The sequence below is a fragment of the Ulvibacter sp. 2305UL32-6 genome (assembly GCF_058148545.1).
In genome coordinates, this window is record NZ_JBYVKA010000001.1 from 498,910 (window position 1) to 520,983 (window position 22,074).

14 protein-coding genes and 1 pseudogene are annotated in these 22,074 nt (G+C 35.3%); 5 read left to right on the forward strand and 10 right to left on the reverse strand.

The genetic code is table 11. The annotated features are described in order from the left end of the window. Nucleotides 1-88 precede the first annotated feature (88 nt). The 3 genes from ACY2RU_RS02390 to ACY2RU_RS02400 all read left to right on the forward strand — a co-directional run bounded on the left by ACY2RU_RS02390 (nt 89) and on the right by ACY2RU_RS02400 (nt 7,023). The gene (locus ACY2RU_RS02390; RefSeq protein ID WP_490136803.1) at nt 89-1,735 is read left to right on the forward strand and encodes a sodium:solute symporter family transporter; all 1,647 of its coding nucleotides are present in this window, start codon (nt 89-91) and stop codon (nt 1,733-1,735) included. A gap of 9 nt (nt 1,736-1,744) precedes the next feature. Next, nucleotides 1,745-3,850, forward strand: coding sequence for a type I phosphomannose isomerase catalytic subunit (locus tag ACY2RU_RS02395; protein ID WP_490136804.1), 2,106 nt, complete (start codon nt 1,745-1,747; stop codon nt 3,848-3,850). A 341-nt stretch (nt 3,851-4,191) separates the two neighbouring features. After that, complete coding sequence (locus tag ACY2RU_RS02400; RefSeq protein WP_490136805.1) at nt 4,192-7,023, forward strand: NTP/NDP exchange transporter; 2,832 nt, start codon at nt 4,192-4,194, stop codon at nt 7,021-7,023. Between the two features lie 22 nt (nt 7,024-7,045). On the opposite strand, the gene ACY2RU_RS02405 is transcribed toward ACY2RU_RS02400, so the two are convergent. The 10 genes and pseudogenes from ACY2RU_RS02405 to pta form a co-directional block, all read right to left on the reverse strand. Continuing rightward, the gene (locus ACY2RU_RS02405; RefSeq protein ID WP_490136806.1) at nt 7,046-8,188 is read right to left on the reverse strand and encodes a saccharopine dehydrogenase family protein; all 1,143 of its coding nucleotides are present in this window, start codon (nt 8,186-8,188) and stop codon (nt 7,046-7,048) included. Between the two features lie 46 nt (nt 8,189-8,234). Then, nucleotides 8,235-9,596, reverse strand: coding sequence for a cation-translocating P-type ATPase (locus tag ACY2RU_RS02410; protein WP_490136807.1), 1,362 nt, complete (start codon nt 9,594-9,596; stop codon nt 8,235-8,237). Further along, entirely contained in the window at nt 9,511-10,767 is a 1,257-nt protein-coding gene (locus ACY2RU_RS02415) for an HAD-IC family P-type ATPase (protein ID WP_490136808.1), read from the reverse strand. The genes ACY2RU_RS02410 and ACY2RU_RS02415 overlap by 86 nt, the downstream gene beginning before the upstream one ends. Nucleotides 10,768-10,772: 5 nt before the next feature. Next, on the reverse strand, nt 10,773-12,194 hold the full coding sequence (locus ACY2RU_RS02420) for a PAS domain-containing protein (RefSeq protein WP_490136809.1): 1,422 nt from the start codon (nt 12,192-12,194) through the stop codon (nt 10,773-10,775). Nucleotides 12,195-12,599: 405 nt separating this feature from the next. Beyond that, entirely contained in the window at nt 12,600-14,990 is a 2,391-nt protein-coding gene (ppsA, locus tag ACY2RU_RS02425; protein ID WP_490136810.1) for a phosphoenolpyruvate synthase, read from the reverse strand. A 224-nt stretch (nt 14,991-15,214) separates the two neighbouring features. Then, nucleotides 15,215-15,601: a hypothetical protein gene (locus ACY2RU_RS02430; RefSeq protein WP_490136811.1), complete on the reverse strand. Its 387-nt coding sequence runs from the start codon at nt 15,599-15,601 to the stop codon at nt 15,215-15,217. Between the two features lie 87 nt (nt 15,602-15,688). Then, nucleotides 15,689-16,528, reverse strand: a pseudogene (locus ACY2RU_RS02435) (5'-nucleotidase, lipoprotein e(P4) family). A 5-nt stretch (nt 16,529-16,533) separates the two neighbouring features. Next, the gene (locus ACY2RU_RS02440; protein ID WP_490136812.1) at nt 16,534-16,995 is read right to left on the reverse strand and encodes a carboxymuconolactone decarboxylase family protein; all 462 of its coding nucleotides are present in this window, start codon (nt 16,993-16,995) and stop codon (nt 16,534-16,536) included. Nucleotides 16,996-17,236: 241 nt separating this feature from the next. Next, nucleotides 17,237-18,424, reverse strand: coding sequence for an acetate/propionate family kinase (locus ACY2RU_RS02445; protein WP_490136813.1), 1,188 nt, complete (start codon nt 18,422-18,424; stop codon nt 17,237-17,239). A 14-nt stretch (nt 18,425-18,438) separates the two neighbouring features. Continuing rightward, a complete protein-coding gene (gene pta / locus ACY2RU_RS02450) occupies nt 18,439-20,532 on the reverse strand; it encodes a phosphate acetyltransferase (RefSeq protein ID WP_490137465.1) in 2,094 nt (697 codons plus the stop codon). Between the two features lie 344 nt (nt 20,533-20,876). Here pta and ACY2RU_RS02455 point away from each other — a divergent pair, with 344 nt between their 5' ends. After that, nucleotides 20,877-21,746, forward strand: coding sequence for a universal stress protein (locus ACY2RU_RS02455; protein ID WP_490136814.1), 870 nt, complete (start codon nt 20,877-20,879; stop codon nt 21,744-21,746). A gap of 27 nt (nt 21,747-21,773) precedes the next feature. Next, nucleotides 21,774-22,067, forward strand: a complete 294-nt coding sequence (locus ACY2RU_RS02460; protein WP_490136815.1) for a hypothetical protein — start codon at nt 21,774-21,776, stop codon at nt 22,065-22,067. The last annotated feature ends 7 nt before the right edge of the window (nt 22,068-22,074 follow it).

The window sequence follows — 22,074 nt, forward strand, 5'->3', positions numbered from 1 at the left end:
ACATTTAACGAATGAGTGGTATAATACTTAAATTCTGAATTAAAAGGTAAATTTGAGAATTAACCCATCTCACTAAAACACATATATTATGAATTGGCTGGATTACAGTATAATAGTATTCTACATCATTTTCTTTTTGGGGATGGGTTTTTTCTTTAAAGATAATAAGGGTTCGAAAGACTACTTTTTAGGCGGTAAAAATATGAGCTGGTTTCCTCTAAGCCTTTCAACCATGGCAACACAATTGTCTGCAATAAGTTTCATATCTGCCCCTGCGTTTGTTGGGTTAAAATTAGGAGGTGGTATGAAATGGTTAACATTTGAGTTCGCCGTTCCACTTGCGATGATTTTTATTATGATAGTAATTATCCCTCCTCTGTTCAGGTCTGGTGTAGTTAGTATTTATGAGTTTGTCGAAAAACGATTTAGTGTATCAACTCGACTAATTTTGAGTATTGTTTTTCAAATTAGCCGAGCCTTAGGAACGGGAGTAATGGTCTATACCATAGCTATTATTTTACAGGCCGTATTAGATATAGATTTTGTTTATACCATTCTAATTATAAGCGTTATTACCATTATTTATTCATGGCAAGGCGGTATGAAAGCTGTAGTTTGGGGAGATGCTATACAGATGATCATCTTGTTTGGAAGCTTAATTATTTGCCTGTACTTTGGGTGGAATCTGCTACAAGAACACGGGGGACTAGAAACTGGGTTTGATCCAGAAAGATTACAAGTAATAAACTATAATCTAGGTATAGGCGAAGGGAACGAATACGGATTGTTACCAATGATTATAGGTGGGTTCTTCCTCTACGCATCATATTACGGCTGCGACCAAACACAAGCCCAACGGTTACTTTCAGCCAAAGATGAAAAAACCATTCGAACTCTTTTAATGGCAAACGGCCTTCTGCGGTTTCCTGTCGTTTTGGTGTATTGTATAATGGGATTGGTTATTGGTGGCTTAATTACATTAGCACCTGATTTTCTAGCCGATATAACCTTAGCAACTCAAAAACACTTCCCGGAACAATATGCCCAGAATGGCATTAAAGCAGACTTAATGATACCTGTTTTTATTATGAAATACTTACCCCACGGTCTTATTGGTATCTTAATGGTTGGTATTTTATCAGCTGCAATGTCTTCTTTAAGCTCTACCGTTAATTCTTTATCGGCGGTAACAGTTGAAGATTTTTTTAATCGAGGAAAAGTAAAGTTAAGCCCGAAAAAATACATGTTTATTTCTAAAAGCTCTGTAGTATTTTGGGGAATGATATGTATTGCAAGCGCCTTCCTTTTTGGAGGTAGTAAAAGTGCAGTAATAGAAATAATAAATGCAATAGGTTCTGTTTTTTACGGTCCCGTATTAGTAACCTTCTTTTTAGCATTCTTCTCAAAAAAAGTAAATCATATTGGTATGAATGCTGGTATTATTTCAGCAGTACTTATCAATCTAATATTTTCAAAAACAATTCAAGAGTTATTTCACATCGACTTAGGAATTAATATCTTTTGGATTTGGCTTAACTTTACAGGTGTTATTATTGCGTTAGCAGTAGCCTATGGAGTGAGCGCTTTTACCAAAAAAGTTGAAATTAAACGTATTTCTAACTTTAACATAGCCATTAAAAAAGAAGATTTTATGATAAGAGAAGTTTATATACTTCTCGGCTTTTTTGCGTTTATTTTGATACTTAGTTATTTCCTACCATCCATATTAAGTTAAACTTTACACATGAAAATTGTTGTAGCACCAGATAAGTTTAAAAACTCCTTAACGGGCATGGAATTTTGCAATATCGTGGAAGAAGGTATCCAAAAGATTCATCCAAATATTGAAGTTATTAAACTTCCGTTAGCAGACGGCGGCGATGGTACGATTGAGGTTGTAAATTTTTATTTAAATGGTGAGATAGTCACTATAACGGTCAACAATCCCTTTTTTCAACCCATCAAGGCTAGTTATTTATATTCTAAATCCTTAAAAACAGCATTTATTGAAATGACTGAAGCCTCGGGTATAAAACTATTGAAACAAAATGAACTAGATTGTAAAAGCGCCACAACATTAGGTACAGGAGAACTGATTATTGACGCCATAGATAAAGGAGCAACAAAGATTATCCTAGGAATTGGAGGCAGTGCAACTAATGATTGTGGAATTGGTATGGCGACTGCTTTAGGATATCAATTTTTAGACAGTAACAATCGAGAAGTAAAACCCATTGGTGCGAATTTATCGAAAATCACTTCCATCAATGATTTAAATGTGCATCCAAATTTGAAAGAGATTGAATTTGAAATTGCTTGCGATGTCACTAATCCGTTATACGGTATAGATGGAGCAGCCTATGTCTATGCCGCTCAAAAAGGAGCATCACAGAATGATATAGAAATGCTAAATATTGGACTAAAAGACTTTTCGAAGATCCTCAATAAAACTTTTAACATAGATGCGCAATCTGTTAGTGGCGCCGGCGCAGCTGGCGGGATGGGAATAGCTTCAAAGGTGTTTTTACATGGAAAATTGCTTCCCGGTATTGAACTAATCAAAAATCTTGCACGGTTTGATGAAAAAATTGAAGGTGCAGATTGGATCATTACAGGTGAAGGAAAACTTGATATTCAAACACTATCAGGAAAAACAATTCAAGGCGTTATACATTCAGCAAAATCTCAAAAAATAAAGGTTGCGACATTCTGTGGCTCCAATGAATTGGACGAAAAAGACATTAAAGGACTAGGGATATCATATTCCGATTCAATTATGAATAAAGCTCGCAATCTGGATGATGCACTAAAAAATGCAAATACCTACTTAAAAGATATTTCGATCAAGTTCTCAGTTGAGCAACTAAATCAGAACATTCCGCCCCTATATCCATTAAAATTTAATCCTGTTTATAGCTATCGTATTTGGGGTGGAGACAAATTAAAAACAGTACTAAATAAAAATTACACCCAAGAAAGTATCGGTGAATCATGGGAAATTTCTGATGTAAAAGACAACGAAACTTATGTAAGCGAGGGAGCACTAAAAGGGAGCTCATTAAAAGATCTTATTAAAACCTATAAAGGAAATTTTGTGGGAGATCATGTCTATAAAACTTATGGAATTGATTTTCCTCTTTTAATAAAATTTATCGATGCCAAAACACCTTTGTCCATTCAAGTGCATCCTAGCAATCAATTGGCCCAAGAACGGCATGATTCATTTGGAAAGAATGAAATGTGGTATGTTATGCAAGCCGAAAAAGATGCCGAATTAATCCTAGGATTTAATCAAGAAGTTGAAAAAGAAAACTATAAACATCATCTAAAAAACAATTCTTTAAAAGATCTTTTGAATATTGAAAAGGTTACTGAAGGTGACACATTTTACATTCCAACCGGGCGTGTTCATGCCATTGGAGGCGGGGTATTATTAGCAGAAATACAACAGACATCCAATATAACATATCGCATTTACGATTATGATCGAGTAGATAAAAAAACTGGCAAAAAAAGAGAACTCCATACCGAATTGGCATTAGGCGCCATTGATTTTAACCATTATGAAAATTATAAAACCAGCTATAAAAAAGACCGCAATACTTTAAACACATTAGTAAATTCGCCTTACTTTAAAACCAATTTTATTCATATCGAAAAGGAAATATTAAGAGAATTGACAACCTTAGATTCATTTGTTATCTACATTTGTTTAAACGGTTTCTTAACAATGAACTACAACAATCAGAACTTTACACTCAAACAAGGAGAAACCATTTTAATACCAGCAAGTATTGATCATCTCAGTTTTCAATCTGAAAATGCTAAAATATTAGAGGTTTTTCTTTAATTCTAATATCTGAACCTACAATCCAAAAAATTTAGAGCTTTCCAACACATAGGTAAGACCTGTTTATTATCCAAATTTGGCATTTATTTTGGTCAGTTCTATCAAATTGAACACGACAAGGTAACAGTAGACACTTACATACTTTTAGTGCAAGGCCGCTGCGAAAACTTGAATAGAGTTTTTCACGAGAAAAGCCGTCAATTGAATGAGATGGAATATCTTTTTTTAATCACAATCCGTTTTATACCTTATTCAATCTGAACAATGTGCCAAAATAAAGATTAATTTTGCGGAAATAGTATAATTTTAGCCGGATGGTTTATTAAAAAAATAGTGTCTGAATGCCAAAAAATGATTTAATAAAAAATTACGCACTCAGGGTCTTCGATATTAAAGAAGAAGAGATCAAAAAAACATTATTGCTTCAAGCAACTATCTTCCTAATAATTACCACGCTTTTAATTGTTAAACCAACCGTAAATTCTTTATTTCTCTCTGAATTAGGTTCCGAAGCACTACCATTAGGCTATGTATTTACTGCTATTGCAGCAATTATAGGTTCATTTTTTTACAGTAAGGCACTGGAAAAATTTCCCCTAAACAAAATTATAGTCAGCACTTTTTACGGCTCTATTATCTCGTTAATTGTATTTGGAATTGCATTCAAGTTTAACATCGCTACAGGGCTATTACTTTATATTCCTTACATCTGGGTAGCCATCTTTGGCTTGCTCGCAGCCTCGCAGTTCTGGATTCTTGCAAACTTGGTTTACAACATTCGAGAAGCAAAACGAATTTTTGGTTTTATAGGAGCTGGAGCAATTGCAGGAGGGATCTCGGGGGGTTATATCACTTCAATTTTAGCTAAGGTCATGGCAGCCGAAGATTTACTCTTTGTAGCAGCATTTCTATTATTGCTCTGCATCCCTATGATTCGCTATATCTGGAAAAATGAAGTATTAAAGCTCAATGCTTTTCAGGTAAACAAACGCTCTGAAACCCGGAGTGAAAATTCTTTCAAATTAATAAGAAATTCAAAATTACTTTCTCTTATTGCTATTGTTATAGGACTCAGTGTACTGGTAGCAAAATTAATAGATTATCAATACAGTGACTATGCCTCTACGCTCATCGAAGATCCCGAAGAATTAGCGTCATTCTTTGGTTTTTGGCTTTCAACCTTAAGTGTGGTCTCCTTGATAGTTCAATTGATCTTTACAAAAAAGATCGTAGGAATATTTGGTGTTGGAAACTCACTTTTATGGTTGCCTACAGGTATATTATTAGGTTCGGTGTTACTATTAATAATTCCACAGCTTTGGGTGGTTGTTTTTATTAAGATTGTAGATGGTAGTTTAAAACAATCGGTTAACAGAGCGGCTACAGAACTCCTTTCAATCCCCATCCCTATTGAAACCAAAAAGAAGACGAAAACATTTATAGATGTGGTGGTTGATAGCGTTGCTACCGGGATTGCTGGATTTATCTTGATCTTTTTAATAAATGGCTTAGATATTCCTTCAAAATATGTGAGTTTATTAATAATAGTATTAATATCAGTATGGATCTATTTAATTGTTCTTTTAAAAAGAGAATACATAAATGCGTTTAAGAGTTTGTTTCTAGACCTACACGAAAAGAAGAAAAACAACAAACAAGAGGTTCCAATTACTTCTATAATTTCTTCAGTAAAAAGGGTTCTAAGTACTGGTACAGAGAACCAAATTCTTTATATGCTGAAAAAAACCTTGGAAATAAAGGACAACAGGTTTTTTGATAGTATTCAACCCCTTCTGAAACATCCGTCATCAGATGTTCGAGCACTGGCCATAGAAAATCTATATTTTTTAACCAACAAGAATCTGTGTTCACAAATTGAACCTTTGGTTTATGACCACGACCAATTAGTGACCACCGCCGCCTTTCGATATTTATTAAAACATTACGAAAATGATACTATTCAACTCTTTGATAAATATGGTAAGAGTAAAGATCTTACCATTCGCAATGCTTCATTACTCGGACTATCACTTGAACTACGGAATCATGAAAAGCTGCAACTAAAATTTAATTTGGAGTCTAAAATAGCCAACGCTATAGAAGAAATTAACCAGCTAAAAGATGCTACAGACATTAAAAACAAAATACTTATTGTATTAGCATCCATAGGAAATGGAAAAATTTCTAAATATTATTCTTTTATCGAACTATATCTTGTAAACCCGGACCAAGAAGTGGTGAGAATGGCACTTAGAAGCGCATCAAAAACACTTGACCCGCAATTTATTAATGCCATAGTGCAAAATATTTCTAAAAAAGAAAACAGAGAGGTGGCCTTTGATGCACTTGTAAATTACGGCGAATCAATAATAGATATACTCACCAACAACACGGTCAATGGTATTTACGATTTTGCAGATGCAAGATTAATTCCATCTGTAATTGGATCGTTTAATTCAAAAAAAGCAGTCAAAGCTTTATTATTACTAACGGAAGGAACCCAACATGGAATTAAAATTGAAGCCATTGAAGCCCTTCGTTTAATTAAATGGAGCAATAACCAGATTGAGATAAAAGATCAACTTATTGTAGATAAGATTTTGGATGAATGCAATCTATATCAAGATACTCTTGCAGCTCTCCATACGCAGATCATTGCCAAATACAAGATGAAGGAGGCAGGTCTAGAGCTAAATCAAGAAAAAAAGGCAAGAACCATTCTTATTGAACTCCTGGAAAATCGATTAGACCGACAGCTTAAGCGTATTTTTAAGTTTTTGGGAATGAAATATCCTCCAAACGAAATAGACCCAGTATTAAAAGTAGTTTTAGACGGCAAGGAAGAACAGCGTATACATGCCATTGAATTTTTGGATAACATTCTGGATTCAAAATTAAAGCGAGAACTTATTCCAATAGCTGAATCAACACTTGTAGATCTCGCTTCCGAAGAGAAAATTCAAAAGTTTAATATGAAAGTCCCCAGCGAGTTAGAATCTTTCTCAAAATTACTCCAGCGAAATGACCTTAAACTAAAATTAGCTGTTCTTAGGCTCATAGACAAAACTCCCGATATAAAATTTTTGCCATTAGCGAGTTTATACAAAAATGACCAGAATCCAATTGTTAGCAAACTGGCTACTTCAGTAGCTAAAAAAATAAAGCAATTATAACTTTGGTGATCTTGTATTTTAATTAATAGTCTCCATAAACCGTTTTGACAAATTTGCCCCTTAAAAATCGATCGGCATCCAACTGTCCTTGCAAAATGACGCCCTGTTGCGGAAAATCTAACAAATGTTGTGCGGCTTGAAGCAAAGGTGCTGCTGTGGTTAACTGTATTGCACGTAACCTGTGTCTTCCTACCAATTGAGGTCTGACATGTTTAACAACCTCTCTTCTCCTTAAAACACCATCTGCATCTTTCCCCTCGATTGCCGTATATATAATTACAACATCGTTTTCAATATGGGGAATAGTCGCTTCCATCTTTTTTTGTAAATCTCCAATTAGATTCGAACTTGTTTTAAAACTTGCAATTTGTTGTTGCACCCAGGCGTAATGCCCTGGATATCTTAAGGTTTTATAATCGAGAGAACGCACTTTACCCTCAAATAGATCTGGTAGGTCTGCAGCGCCGCCAGAGGTAAGATCATCTTCATAAGCAATACCATCTATGATGATGGTAGATCTTTCAGACAATGCGGGAAGAATAGTTTTCTTATAATCTCTCAGTCCAATTGTATCTTTTATATATTCTGTGGCCACACCAGTTGGATTCCAAGTATATCCATAATAATGTGGCGTTACGGCATGATCGGTCAACGCTCCTACTTTTAATTCCACTTTATCAACCTTCTCTACCTCAAAATCATCGCAAAATCTCTGAAACAAACCATGCGCGAGCACATCAATATAACCTGGAGCAAGGCCTGTTTGTAAGATAAACCCCGTACTTGCATTTTTTGCCAGTTTAATGATTTGGTTTGTTTCGTCAACATACTCAGTTAAATTAGCATAATGCAATTTAAAATCTTTTGCTAACTGGGCCATTTTAGGAGCTAGGCTACCAGGCAGACAATCGAGAAGAATATCGCCATGGGTAAAAATATCTTTCATTTTATTCGGAATACCATCTTCTGGAAGATGGAATGCTGATACCGAACAGCTTTTGATCGTTCCGTTTTTAATCCATTGCACTGTCTCTTCGGCTTTCCTGAGTGTTCGGTTACCAATAAAGATCTTTTGCTCTGTATCGCTCCATTCTGCAAGCATCAATACCGCAGCACTTGCGATACCACCTGCCCCAGCTATTATGATGTTATAACTTTTTTTCACACTAAACGATTTTTAATACTTATTAGCTCATTCCCAATGGGTCGTGCTAAACTATCTTTTCAACTAATTTTTCTAAAGCCTTATCATTTTTTCTTTTATACCATTTTACCAATTCGTACCAAATTACTGACACAAGCCCCATCCCAACACTTATAAATATTAACGAAACCCGTAAAATTTCAAATTGAAAAAATTGATTAAATGGCTTAACAAATAGCAATAAGGCGGTAATAACAACGGTGATTCCAATTACTAAAGGCATCAATTGGTTTTTATATTTAATCGTAGTGAATACCGAATAATAAAACGAACGGTTTACAAAGGTTAAAAATATATTTGCAGACATAAGTGTAGTAAACACCATTGTTCTCGTTATTGCTTCGTTATATCCTTGTGCCACTGCATATTGATATATTAGAAGCACTCCTAAAGTAATTATCAAGCCCTGAATAACGCTGGTTGTAAGTTCCCTCCCATTAAAAAAATTCTCTGTAAACGGACGTGGTTTTTGCTGCATAGTATTTTTTTCCATGGGCTCATTTTCATAAACAATGGAACAAGTTGGTCCCATTATCAATTCCAACAAAATAATATGAACAGGAGATAAAATATTGGGGAATACCCACCCCAAAACCAAGGGAATAAAGACAGTTAATATGATTGGGATGTGTATTGATATTATATACTGAATGGCCTTTTTTAGATTACTATAAATCTTTCTTCCCATAGCCACAGCATCCACCATTTTTGACAGGTCATCATCTACTAATATTAATGAAGCCGCATTTTTTGCTATTTCAGTCCCTTTCTTACCCATGGCTATGCCAATATGAGCCGTTTTAAGTGCCGGACCATCGTTTACCCCATCACCTACCATTGCTACAATTTCTCCATTAGCTTTTAATGCATTGACTATTTTAAGTTTGGCGTCAGGAAACATACGCGTAAAAATTTGAGTTTCTGAAACCGTCTTTGATAATTCTGACGACGGTATTTTCATAAATTCATCGCCAGAGATACTTTTTTCATATCCAATGAAATCAATCTGTTTGGCAATAGCCTGAGTCGTTGCAGCATTATCCCCTGTAATGATCTTTACATCTATTCCTGCCTTATTAAAATCTTCAAAAACAGTTCGAATATTTTGTTTTGGAGGGTCGTAAAAAGCTACCAATCCCTTAAATGTAAATTGAAAATCTTGCTGTTTCGCAGGAAAATCATTACCCTCAAAAATAGTTTGCCCGACCCCTAAAACACGGTAACCTTCTTTAGACAGTGCCAATAGTGCAGCATTCACTTCATTTATTTTAGCAGGGGAGAGTTTAGATACTTTTAGCAAAGCTTCTGGCGCCCCTTTGGCCGCAATTATTCGGTTTCCTAAAGCATCTTGAAAAATATGTGTCATCATGGGGGGGGTTCCCACCTAATGGATACTCGTGAAACATTTTATAATTTGGTCTTTCATCTATAGGAAAATTTTCTTTATAACTTTCATGTAACGCTATTTCCATAGGATCAAAAGGAATCGGTTCACTTGCCCACATGGCTATTCGAATCAGCTCCTTGTCATCATTTTTTAATTCGTCTTCAGTTGACGTTATCTTTTCACTCGAGAAGGTATAAAGTTTAGCAAGACTCATTTTATTCTCTGTGATAGTCCCTGTTTTATCTACACAGATAATGGTGGCACTACCAAGTGTTTCAACAGTTTTCATTTGTTTGACCACAACCCCCATTTTCATAAGTCTCCAGGCACCCATTGCCATAAATGTTGTAAATGCAACTGGAATTTCTTCGGGTAGAATACTCATAGCTAGGGTCAACGCCTTGAGTAAACTGTCAAAAATATTATAAGATCTGAAATAATTTATTGCCCAAACAAGTATAAAGACGGCAACACCCGCTACTACCATTTTCTTTACAAAATTGTTGATCTGTATCTCTAGAGGCGTTTTCTCTTCTAAAACATCTTCTATACTCTTTCCTATTTTTCCTAATTTAGTATCGTTCCCAATATTGGTTACCGTTGCAATAGCCAATCCGCTAGCTATCATTGTACCCATATAGATTTGGTTATTTTCTGAAGTTTGATTTTTATATACCGAAAAGGATTCTCCTGTGAGAATGGACTCGTTCACCGAAAAATCGTTAGCTTGAACAATGATGCCATCTGCGGGAATTGTAGTGCCCTCCTCTACCATCATACTATCACCAATAACCAGTGCTGTACTTTTAATTTCGATCACCTTCCCTTCTCTAATTACTTTACAATTAGGTTGAGTGTAGATTTTTAACTTTTCTAAAGCATTCCGACTTCTAGAATCTTGATATAAGGAAATTGCTGAAACCAAAACAATAGCAACCGCTAAAAAAATACCATCACCACTATTGCCGGTTATAAAATAGATTGAAGAGGTAATCAATAGTAGAATAACCATTGGCTCTTTCATAAGATTCTTTAGCGCGTAGAAAAATCCATTTTCTCTTTTAAAATCTAATATGTTTTGACCGTATTTCTTGCGCGCCTCAAGTACCTGATTATTTGTGAGCCCTTGTATTTCTTTATTTTCTATAGACATTGTTACTACTCGTTCTTAAAACCAATTAATTTGCGATACTTGAGCTCTGTCTTTTTTAATTTCTCTTCCATTTTTTTGTATTTGCCAATATCGGTAATGGTTATTACAGCAGCTATTACATTGCTTTTATTATCTATAATAGGTCTTCCACTCAATAAAACTCTTCGCTTTTTATGGGTCACTAAATTTTCCAATATCACCTCAACGTCTTCTGCGATTTCTCCGTCTAATGCACGTTCTGACGGAAGATCTTGAACAGGAAATGTTTCTTTTCCATTCGGAAATAAAATATTGAAATGATCCGAAAAATCTGCAGACATATTAGCTTCATCTTCTGTTCCGAAGAGTTCATGAACCATATAATTGGCTAAAACGACTTTCTTTTCTGGATTAGCCACTAAAACACCATCGCTAACGTTTTCAAGAATTGTGTGTAACTTTTGTTGACTTTCAAACAATTCATTTATAGCTCTTTGCTGTTCGTTCTCTAATTTTAATATTTCAGTAATATCCCTGGCAATGGCATAAAGATGACCTGTACTTTTGTCGATGGTAGCATTCCAAGAAAGCCATTTTATACTCCCGTCTTTACATACCCATCGGTTTCTGAAATTTACTAGATTACCTCCTTCCTTGAGGCTGACAATATGCTGTTGGGTCATTGCTACATCTTCAGCATATATAAACGTACTAAATGGTTTGCTTAAAAGTTCGTCATCAGTATACCCTAAAATTTTACCTAAAGAGGCGTTTATTTTTAAAAAGGTATGTTCTGAAGCGACTATCAAACTATCAATTGATAAATTAAAGAAGGTGTCGGCAGCTCGTAAAGATTCCGTAATTTTTTTTCGTTCCGTAATATCCGTTGAAATATTTCCAATCGCATATACCCTATTGAGCGAATCAAATAGTGGAAATTTAACCGACAAATAAGTGTGTGGACCTTCAGGAGTATTCAAAATCTCTTCTACCTGAATTTCTTTCTGAGCTTTGATAGCTTCCAAATCTCCATGGTGATAAGTGTCTGCAATTTCTTTAGCTAAGAACTCGTAATTTGTTTTACCGATGAGATTTTTTTCTTTTGAATCAAATAAAGACTGGTACTGTTTGTTTACTAAAATATATTCTCCGTTAATTTTTTTTACCGAAATAGCATTAGAAGTATTATTAATGATCGATTGTAGTAATTTCTCATTTTTTATCAGGGCTTCACCCGATTGCTTTCGAGCCTTTAGTTGAGTCTTTAATACAAAGAACACAACAGTTAGCATCCCCAATGAAAGAATGATCAAAGCCATTGAAACCCAATACCACAACGTATTATAGGCAAAAGGCATTTGTTGCCAGTAGATAAGCCCAAGAGCTATGATCACTATCATATTTATGATATAGCCAAGTAAAATTTTTCTTTCTAAAGAGACTTTCATAGTATTTATTTGAATTCTTTAATAGCAAATCATTCGTCACAGCGAATCCTTACAATAATTGTTTTTAATTTAATTTTAAAACCCTTCTTGTGAATCTTCTTCTCATTAAAACCACAAAAATTCTAGTACATCAAAGTATTTGCTACGATTACATATTGACTAAAACCAACTACTAATTATACAGTATGAAATGGTTGAAAAGGATTATTTAATAAAAGCTATAATTCTTTCTTCTAAACACTATATAATTTGAAAACACATTGATCTATACTCCTAAAAGTATTAAACTTTTTAAGCAAAACAAATACATTATTTCGTCTAAACTATTATGAGCCATATTCACTCATTGAAAACTGCTTTCCTATGACGTTTTCAAATGACCAAATAAGTCAAGCTTGTCTTAGCTCATTTGTTTATAGTTGTAACTATATTTTTTTCTGCTTTATTGATGTTCTCGATTCCCTGAAATAATGCATCAGGATTAAATGAAATGCTATCAATTCCCTCATTTATTAAGAAGGTTGCAAAATCGGGGAAATCACTAGGTGCTTGTCCACACAAACCTATTTTAGTCCTTGTCTTTTTTGCCGAACGGATTGCCATCGCGATCATTTCTTTGGCTGCGGGATCATTCTCGTCATAAAGTCGCCCCATTAATTCTGAATCCCGATCGATTCCCAATGTAAGTTGTGTTAGATCGTTAGAACCAATCGAGAATCCATCGAAGATCTCAGCGAACTGCTCCGCTAAGATCACATTACTAGGTATTTCAACCATTGTATATATCTCAAGTCCATTTTCACCTTGATTCAACCCATTATCTTTCATAGCAGCAATTACTTTTTTTCCTTCGTTTACAGTTCGACAAAAAGGAACCATTACCTTTAAGTTGATCAACCCCATAGTTTCGCGCACTCTTTTTATCGCTTTGCATTCCAATGCAAACCCATCTCGGTACAAATCGTTGTAATAGCGTGAAGCCCCTCTAAAACCAAGCATTGGGTTATCTTCTTTTGGCTCAAAATCTTTACCTCCCAATAAATTGGCGTATTCATTTGTTTTAAAATCACTCAATCTTATGATCACCTCTTTAGGATAGAAGGCTGCCGCTATGGTTGCAATACCCTGAGAGAGTTTATCAATAAAATAATCTGCCTTTTCTGGATAGGAATCTGTGATTCTTGAAATCTCTTTTTTGACAAGATCATCTTTAATGCTATCAAAATGGAGCAAGGCCATGGGATGTACTTTTACAAGATGTGTAATAATAAATTCCATACGCAACAATCCAATGCCATTGTTTGGATAAAATGAAAGTTGAAAGGCATTTTCTGGATCGGCAAGTATCATCTTCACCTCTGTTTTGGGCATTTTGATGGTTGAGAAATCTATTTTGTCTTGTTCAAAATCACAGCTCCCGTCATATACATATCCTGTTTTCCCTTCGGCACAAGAAATGGTAATCGTTGCTCCATTGGCAATAACTAAAGTTGCGTTTCCACAACCAACGATAGCAGGAATCCCCAATTCACGCGCTACAATTGCTGCATGACTTGTTCTACCTCCTTTGTTTGTTATAATTCCAGCTACCTGTTTTAATAGTGGATCCCAGTCTGGGGTTATTGTATCTGTAATAATGATGGAATTTGGCGCTAGTATACCGACATCTTTAGGTGATTTTATTAGTACAGATTCACCCACAGCTATTTGAGAGCCTACTGCATTTCCTTGGGTCAAAGGCTTTCCTTTCTCCAACAGTTTATATACTATATGTATGCTTTTATTTTTAGTGTTGTGCACTGTTTCAGGTCGCGCTTGGGTAATAAATAGCTCGCCAGACAGACCATCTTTCGCCCATTCAATATCCATTGCTTTTTGATAGTGTTCTTCAATACGTTGCGCCCACCCAGCCAAAGTGATAATTTCTTCGTCATTCAAAACGTATTCATTTTGCATTCTTAAAGGCGTGTGTACGTTTTTTACTCGCTCCCCACTAGTAGCTTCAGAATAAATCATTGTTAGCTTTTTATCCCCTAATGTTTTCTGAATAATTGGATAATTACCTTGCTTAAGCGTTGGCTTAAAAACATAAAACTCGTCTGGACTTACGGTTCCTTGCACAATATTTTCACCTAATCCCCAAACACCAGACAATACAATTACATTTTCAAAACCAGACTCGGGCTCTATTGTAAACCCAACTCCCGAACATCCCTTATCTGCCCGTACCATCAATTGAACACCTACCGAAAGCGCAATGGTATGATGTACAAAGCCTTTATCTTCGCGATATTTTATTGCTCGATCTGTGTAAAGTGATGCAAAACATTTTTTTACTGCATTAAGCAATTGTGTATCGCCACTGATGTTTAAAAATGTATCGTGCTGACCAGCAAAACTGGCATTGGGTAGATCTTCGGCCGTGGCACTACTCCGAACGGCTACAGCACCATCATGATTTTCACATAGCGCATGATAGGCTTGTTTGATCTCTTCGGAAAAAGAGGTTGACATATTTCCGTTTAAAATAAGATCCCGGGCTTGCTTCCCAATAGTTTCCAAATTGGAATAGTGTTTCCTATCGAGTTGCGTTAAGAGGTCTTGTAAACGATCTTGAATATTGTTTTCCTTCAGAAATGCCCAAAAGGCAGCCGATGTAGTTGCAAATCCGTTTGGAATACGAACCCCCTTAGAAGTAAGCTGATTGTACATTTCTCCTAAGGAAGCATTCTTACCGCCAACGATGGCTAGGTCTTGAATGCCTATATCATTGAATTTTTTAAGTTTTGAGATCATCGATTTTTTATTTTACTGAATAATAAAAATAGCGTCTCGAATTGACTTCACACATGATCTTCGTCAACGAGGTGCAGATATGAATTAAACGCTTCTAAGCTGTTAAGCTAATTGATATAATCAATTACTTTGTGCTCTATAAATCTTAAGAGAAGAGCTTTGTTAAAAGAATAAGAAGACACTTAGTTCATACAATAAGCTACTAGAAGTACGGATTGTAAATATTACATATTTTCGGATAAAAATCGGAAAAAGTCCTTTTTTAGATCAGCATATATTTCTCTTTGAGTTTCCATGCGGTCTCTAAATTCAATATGTTTTTTGCTCATTATTGTATCGAGCGCATTGGTACCCGATTCAAACTGACCAGCAATACGAATTTCATGTTCTTCGATAGACTCCTGTAAATCTTCAATGACATTTCCGTGTAAAACAAATTCATTTTGATAATGCTCTAATTTTGCCAATACGTCCTTATTTGTCCATCGGGTTACAAGCTCATTCAACCTATTATTGAACGACTTTAACTCATCTTTCCAAAAGGCCAGTTCTGCGTTCCATTGTTGATGTTCAAAATGCATATTTTCCTGATATAAAACTTCTTTCTCCATAGTATAATTTTTGATTATATTATTTTATAAAGATTATGTTTCAGAAACACATTCAAAATGATTTATATCATCTTTTAGGGAAGACTATCAATAGGATCTTAGCTTAACATGCCGAATAGAGTCCTTTTGAAAATAAGTCCAATTGTATTTTCCTTCCAGTATACCCTTAGTTTCCCAATCACCATAGATAGGATTTGGCAATACAATAAACTTTTTTCCAAAATTCGTTTTTAAGCTGTCTACGCTTCTATTTCTTTCAATAGTAGTGCGCCCATCAAACACAGAAGAAAAATCGGATAAATTATCACCAATAAGTAAAACAATTTCGTGAGATTTCATCACTAGATCTCTCCTGGATTTCTTTTCACTTAAAATATTTTTTAACAAAACGTGTTTCTCATCAGCAAAAGGAAATCCGACTTTAAGCATATTTTCAATAGTCTCTTTTTTTTGATTTATTGATCGGTTTGAAATATAAAAAACCTCAACTCCCTGACTTTTAGCATAATTAAAAAAATCTAAAGATCCAGGTACTGCTTCGGCCTTTTTCTCTTACAACCATTCTTTCCATCTTAAGCTAGAATACTCTTCATCTAATGCAATTTGCTTGCCTGCATACGGACTATTATCCAGTATTGTTTCATCAATGTCGGTGACAATAGCAATAGGTTTTCTATGTTGAATTCTCTTTTCCAAGATGTTATCTAGTTGGAATCGAGCTGTATTGAAGGCTTGATAGGTTAGTGCGCGATATTCTGCTGCCTGTTGCTGCCATAAAACAGCTTGAATAGTATATTCACGATGCGGAATACCTTTGGCTTCTGTCTTAGGAAATTGTTTGCTATTCTGATCTATTGATGATTGATTTGACTTGCAGTTAACAAATAACACAAGTACAAGCAAAATGACTAACCTATAATTTTTCATAACGACTATTCATTTTTTTCTGCAATCATAAATTGTTCTAATGCCTCCATGGCCTCACAACCATACACCAGTGCGGGACCTCCTCCCATACAAATTGCAACACCAATAGTTTCTAAAATTTCTTCTGGCTTAGCACCACCTTTAAGTGCATCATGTACATGAAAAGCAATACAGCCATCACAGTGTACCGCAATGGCAATACCTAAAGAAATGAGTTCTTTAACTACAGACGTTAATGCGCCATCCGCTACGCTCGCTTTATGCAATTCTGAAAAACCCTTCATGGTTTCAGGAATTTTACCCCCAAGTTTTTCCATCTGAGTTGAAACTTCTTCGAACTTCTTAATATAATTTTTCATACCTTTTTTTGTTGAATTCATTAATAATAAATGGATTTCATGTTCCGAAATTATACTAATGACTTCCCTTTTGAAATGATATTCGTCATTTAAGTATTGATTGATCACATTGCTTATTAAAATATAAATAGATGGCTAAAAAGTGATTTGTAAAAACCTGACCTAAAATATTAACAACCCAACAAGACAGATTCGATTTATAGGTATTGTTGACGGAACACATATCTTTCTTTAGCAAAGGCAGATCTGTACCTATTCGTGATTCTGTTTATTACACCTTTATCCACGAACAAATTATACCGTTCAAAATTGCTTAGGTGGTACGCTTTTAGTTACAAAAAAGAACTAATTAAGATAACAATTGAAACGTTTGCTTGGCGATCTCCAATTCTTCATTTGTTGGGATCACGAGTATTTTTACTTCGGAAATTGTAGCGTGGTTGATCTCTCGTAATACATTTGATTTCTGATTGTTTTTAGTATCGTCCAGAACAATTCCGAAGAAATCCATATTTGTACATACCATTTCTCTAAGAACGCTCGAATTCTCTCCAATTCCGCCAGTAAAGATGATAACATCCAGTCCATTCATAGTAGTAATATACGCCCCAATATATTTTTTAATACGATAGGCGTTCATTTCTAAAGCTAATATGCAGTCTTTATTGCCTTCTGCAGCTTCTCTTTGAACATCTCTTAGATCAGTAAACCCTGTTAGCCCTAACATCCCACTATCTCTAATAAGTAGGCGTTCAACATCTTTTAGATCATATCCTAATTCGTTCACAAAATAAAAAATAATCGCGTGGTCAATGTCACCACTTCGAGAACCCATGATCAACCCGTTAGAAGGTGCAAAACCCAAGCTATGATCAATACTTTTACCGTTCAATACTGCTGTGATACTGCAACCATTTCCTAAATGAATGGAAATTATTTTAGAGGTTTTTAATCTTAAATAGTTAATGGCCTTTTCAGAAACATATTTATGACTCGTTCCGTGAAAACCATATACCTGTATCCCTTCATCCTCATAAAACTTATTTGGAATAGCATACCTTTTGGCTTTTTCGGGGAGAGTTTGATGAAAAGCTGTGTCAAAAACTGCTACTTGCTTTGCCGCAGGGAAAAGCTTTTCTGCTATCTTGATTCCTTCGAGATTGTGCGGATTGTGCAATGGCGCTAGGGAAATGAACGATCTAATTTTATCTTTAACTTCTGAAGTAATAAGAGTTGTATGCAGAAATAACTTCCCTCCGTGTACCACACGATGGGCAACAGCGTCGATCTTACCAATACTTGAAACAATTCCTTTTTCCTCATCCAATAGTAGCGCCGCGATCTTTTCTAACCCCTGCATATGATTGGCAATTCTTTCAGTGATTATAACCTCAGCAGTTTTTGTATTATACATAAAAACCGCATCCTCATGTCCTATACGTTCTACGATTCCGCTACAAATAATTTCTTCGGAAGGCATTTCTAATAATCTAAATTTTATAGAAGAACTTCCCGTGTTGATCACCAATACATTCATATTTCTTTTATTTTTTAAAACCCCTGCGCCTGAATTGCCGTAACGATCACCGTATTAAAGATATCGTCAACCGTGCAACCACGACTGAGATCGTTTACTGGTTTATTAAGCCCCTGAATGATTGGACCAATAGCCAATGCTTTTGTTTCTCGCTGTACCGCTTTATAGGTGTTATTTCCGGTGTTTAGATCTGGAAATATAAATACGTTCGCTTGTCCGGCGACTTCAGAATTTGGCATTTTTGATTTACCTACTTTCATATCTACCGCCGCATCGTATTGAATGGGTCCTTCAACTTTTAAATCGGGGCGCTTTTGTTTTATTAAAGCTGTTGCTTCACGCACCCGTTCAACATCTTCGCCCGTTCCCGAAGTACCTGATGAATAAGAAAGCATTGCAATTTTTGGCTCAATGCCAAATGCACGGCTCGTTTCCGAAGAAGAAATTGCTATTTCCGCCAATTGCGCTGCTGTAGGATTTGGATTGATGGCACAGTCACCATATACTGATACTCGATCTTCCAAACACATAAAGAAGATAGAGGAAACGATGGAAGCGCCTGGTTTGGTCTTAATAAACTGAAGCGCCGGACGAATGGTATGCTGTGTGGTATGTACAGCCCCAGAAACCATCCCGTCTGCCGTGCCCTGATAGACCATCATAGTCCCAAAATAAGAGACGTCTTCCATGAGATCCCTTGCCATGGCAAGGTTGACATTTTTGTGTTTTCTCAATTCGTATAAGGTTTGGGCAAATGTTTCAAAATAGGGGCTTTCCACAGGATTGATCACAGCTACTTTTTCTAAATCCAGCTCAATATCTAGCGATATAATCTTTTCAGCAATCTCTTTTTTATCACCTAATAATGTAATGTTTACAGCATCAATATCAATAAGTTGTTTTGTAGCTCTTAAGATACGTTCATCCAATCCTTCTGGCAAAACGATATGTTTTTTATGAGCAGTTGCTCTTCTCAATAAGTTATATTGAAACATTCTGGGCGTGATATCATCGCTTTGAAAAGTAATAAGTCGCCCAAGCAATGCATCTACATTAACGTAATGTTCAAAATCCTTTATGGAGGTTTCGATCTTTTGGGTATTTTCGGCATAGATCTGTGATTTTACATTCCCAATACTATTAGTAACTGAATACGTTCCTCCTTGCACTGAAATTATTGGAACCACATCAGAAAGACCCTCAATAAGTTTATTTATTGAATCTTCGGGTAACAACCCACCTGTCAACACAATACCCGAGATAGAAGGATAGTTTGCTGAAATATTTGCCTGTAATGCGCCCAATATTATATCGGCTCTATCGCCTGGTGTAATCACCAGACCATTTTCTTTTAAATGAATGAGATAGTTGCGCAATTGCATCGCGCCAACGCTAAAATATCCTGCCTGATTATTTAGATACGCCTCTCCAAAAAGCACCTTTGCATCCAGGGCATCTACGATCTCCTTGATTGAAGGATTTGCCAAAATAGGATTTAACGGAATCGCATTAACTATTATCTGGGAGGGCAATTTATTTCGTAAATCATTAATGATCTTTTCTCTATTTTCACTCGCTACTTTATTAGCAATGACAGATAAAACTTCAACGTTCTTATCTCTAAATGAATCAAAGGCAATTTGCAGATTCCCTACCAGTTCTTCTAATGATTTCCCTACGCCGCTTGCCAATATTATTGCAGGCACACCCAAGTTTTTTGCAATGAGTACATTGATGTCAAACTCGATCAGGGAACCTTCACCAGCAAAACTAGTACCTTCTATTAATACATAATCATGGCTCTCCTCAATTGCCTTGTACTTAGTAATGATCCTGCCAATGATCTCGTCCTCTTTGTTTTCATTTTTCATACGAATTACCTCACTTCTACTAAAAGCATAGGCATCTTCAAACTTTAAATCAAGCTTAAAATAAGAGGAAATGGTATTGATATGGTTATCGACTTCTCCAGGAAGAAAGTCGTCAATAATAGGTCTAAAATAGCCCACTTTAGCCGTTTTACCTAGCAAAGATTGCATCAAACCCAAGGAGACAATAGACTTGCCGCTGTTAGATTCTATGGTAGTAATGTATATGGCCTTGTTAATTGGTTTATTCGTCATATTCTTACGCACTATATTTAAATTATATCTGAAGGAGTTTCAACTAAGATAGTAGTATCTCGTCTTAATACAATGGGGTTTTCATCTAAATAACTTTTGCCAATCGGCTTTAAAAATATAATTGTCTTTCGGTCTTTTTCTGAAATCGCTCATACCATTGATTTTCAAAATTCTTATAGATAGAAGAATTAAGGCATAAAAGTAATAATGTGTGCCGTTGAAAGAAATGACATAAGTCAGCACTTAAACAACACAAACTGATAGAAGTCATTTATTTCTAATTAAATAGAACATAATTTAGCGGTTCACAAGAAATAATTTAGGACGAAATGAAAACCATTCTATACGCAACCGACTATTCTGAAAATTCAGTTCCTGCATTAAAATATGCCTACTCATTAAGCAGCGCTATGCAAGCTTCATTAAAAGTGATTCATGTTTTTGACTTACCAACGATGCTGGATAATCTAAGTTTAAAAGCTGAAGAAGCATTTCCAGATATTGAAGGCGATGCTTATAAAAAGCATATATCAAAACTTACTGCTTTTTGTCAAGAGCATTTAGGAACAGCTATAGACAAGACAACTATCACAGTAGAAGCCATTGAAAACAAGTCGGCGGTTAATGGAATCGTTTCTAAGGCTAAAGAAATTGATGCTTTTTTAATTATTTCTGGGATGCGAGGAGGTAGTGCTCTTCGAGAGATCATCATTGGTAGTACGGCAAAACATCTTATTGAAAATTCACCATGCCCAGTACTTTCAATCCCCAAAAACTTAAGTCATACCCAAATTAAAACCATTGTATATGCTACCGACTTTGAGGAGGAAGACCTAGGTGCTATCAACAAACTAATAGAAATTGCCGAACCACTAAATGCCAAGATAAAGATTATTCACGTCTCACCCTTAAAAGAAACTGTAGGAAAAGAGCCTATGAAAATTATAGTCAACAAAATCAACAAATATATTGATTACCCTCATGTAGAGATAGATATTCTGTATTCTGATGATGTCTTTACGGATCTAAAAATATACTTAGGAAAAGCAAATGCCGACCTAATTGCAATGCTTGAAAGAAATGATAAAAGTTTAATATCCCTGGTATTTCATAGAGACCAGGTAAAAAAGATGGAGTCATATGGCAAGATCCCCTTATTAAGTTTTAATGCTAAAAATTATGGCATATTTCATTTATAATAATCGAACAATTTAAACCTTTAGATAATGTCCAGAAGAATATTTAGAATAGTCATTACAGTAGCCATTGCGATCGGATTTATTCTTTTCTTTTCAAAAGAATCTTTCTCGAAGAGTTTATTAGTCATTCTATCAAGTCTAAATTTTTTGCTTTTTAGCTTTGGTATTCAAGGATTGATTGCACATTCAGCAGTTCCAAAATCGAAGGGAGAATTAATAGCTTTTCCACTTTTTATGTGGATACTCTGGGCCATCCTATTTTTGATCTTTGTTTTTTTAATTCTTCCAATTTACTGCCCAGATTTTCTAATGGACTTGTAATTCCGCA

Bases quoted from the DNA above. Each gene is read 5' to 3' on its own strand.
- ACY2RU_RS02390 (WP_490136803.1), top strand. From the start codon at position 89: ATGAATTGGCTGGATTACAGTATAATAGTATTCTACATCATTTTCTTT.
- ACY2RU_RS02395 (WP_490136804.1), top strand. From the start codon at position 1,745: ATGAAAATTGTTGTAGCACCAGATAAGTTTAAAAACTCCTTAACGGGC.
- ACY2RU_RS02400 (WP_490136805.1), top strand. From the start codon at position 4,192: ATGCCAAAAAATGATTTAATAAAAAATTACGCACTCAGGGTCTTCGAT.
- ACY2RU_RS02410 (WP_490136807.1), bottom strand. From the start codon at position 9,596: ATGATGACACATATTTTTCAAGATGCTTTAGGAAACCGAATAATTGCG.
- ACY2RU_RS02415 (WP_490136808.1), bottom strand. From the start codon at position 10,767: ATGTCTATAGAAAATAAAGAAATACAAGGGCTCACAAATAATCAGGTA.
- ACY2RU_RS02420 (WP_490136809.1), bottom strand. From the start codon at position 12,194: ATGAAAGTCTCTTTAGAAAGAAAAATTTTACTTGGCTATATCATAAAT.
- ppsA (WP_490136810.1), bottom strand. From the start codon at position 14,990: ATGATCTCAAAACTTAAAAAATTCAATGATATAGGCATTCAAGACCTA.
- ACY2RU_RS02430 (WP_490136811.1), bottom strand. From the start codon at position 15,601: ATGGAGAAAGAAGTTTTATATCAGGAAAATATGCATTTTGAACATCAA.
- ACY2RU_RS02445 (WP_490136813.1), bottom strand. From the start codon at position 18,424: ATGAATGTATTGGTGATCAACACGGGAAGTTCTTCTATAAAATTTAGA.
- ACY2RU_RS02455 (WP_490136814.1), top strand. From the start codon at position 20,877: ATGAAAACCATTCTATACGCAACCGACTATTCTGAAAATTCAGTTCCT.
- ACY2RU_RS02460 (WP_490136815.1), top strand. From the start codon at position 21,774: ATGTCCAGAAGAATATTTAGAATAGTCATTACAGTAGCCATTGCGATC.